Annotated in this window: 1 pseudogene; it reads right to left on the reverse strand. The window is 37.7% G+C overall.

Features of this window, described 5'->3' with window-relative positions:
* Positions 1 to 470, reverse strand: a pseudogene (locus AC1DSE_RS36145) (sodium-dependent transporter); the annotation flags it as partial.
* Positions 471 to 636 lie beyond the last annotated feature (166 nt).

Here is a 636-nt window from a genome sequence, read left to right on the forward strand (position 1 = left end):
ACAACAACTGTCAAAGCCAAAAATACAAATTGTGCCGCAATAACTAAAATAGGATTAGCAATGGTATCGTTAAAGACCGCTCCATAATTTGCGCCTTCACTAATGATTCCACCAAACAAACCTTTTGCAAAATAAATAACAATCCAACCGCCAATAACGCTATAAAAAGACAATAAAAGAAAGCAGGTAAATACCCCGAGCTTTCCGATCCAATGCCAATTGCTATGAGGAGCTAAGCTGCGATAAGCACTAATGGCTTCTTTTTGTGTGCTTCTCCCGATTACAAACTCTGCTAATAACAATGGGAAACCCATAAAAAAAGTGAATAAAATAAATAGTAGAAAAAATGCCCCTCCCCCGCTTATCCCCGTAACATAGGGGAGCTTCCATATTGCGCCTACTCCAATAGCAGAGCCTGCCGCGGATAAAATAAAACCAATCTTCGATGTCCATTGCGCTGATGTTTGCATACAAATCAATCCAGTCTATTTTTATTATGTCTTTTTTTAATAATGTAAAAGACAAAAAAAGCCACATCTCTATCTTTAACGATAGGGACGAGGCTATTCACACGGTATCACCCTAATTGAAAACAAATTTTTGTTTCCTGCTTATCGCTCTTACGCTATTAATAGT

Source organism: Paenibacillus sp. 01L418 (assembly GCF_056400045.1).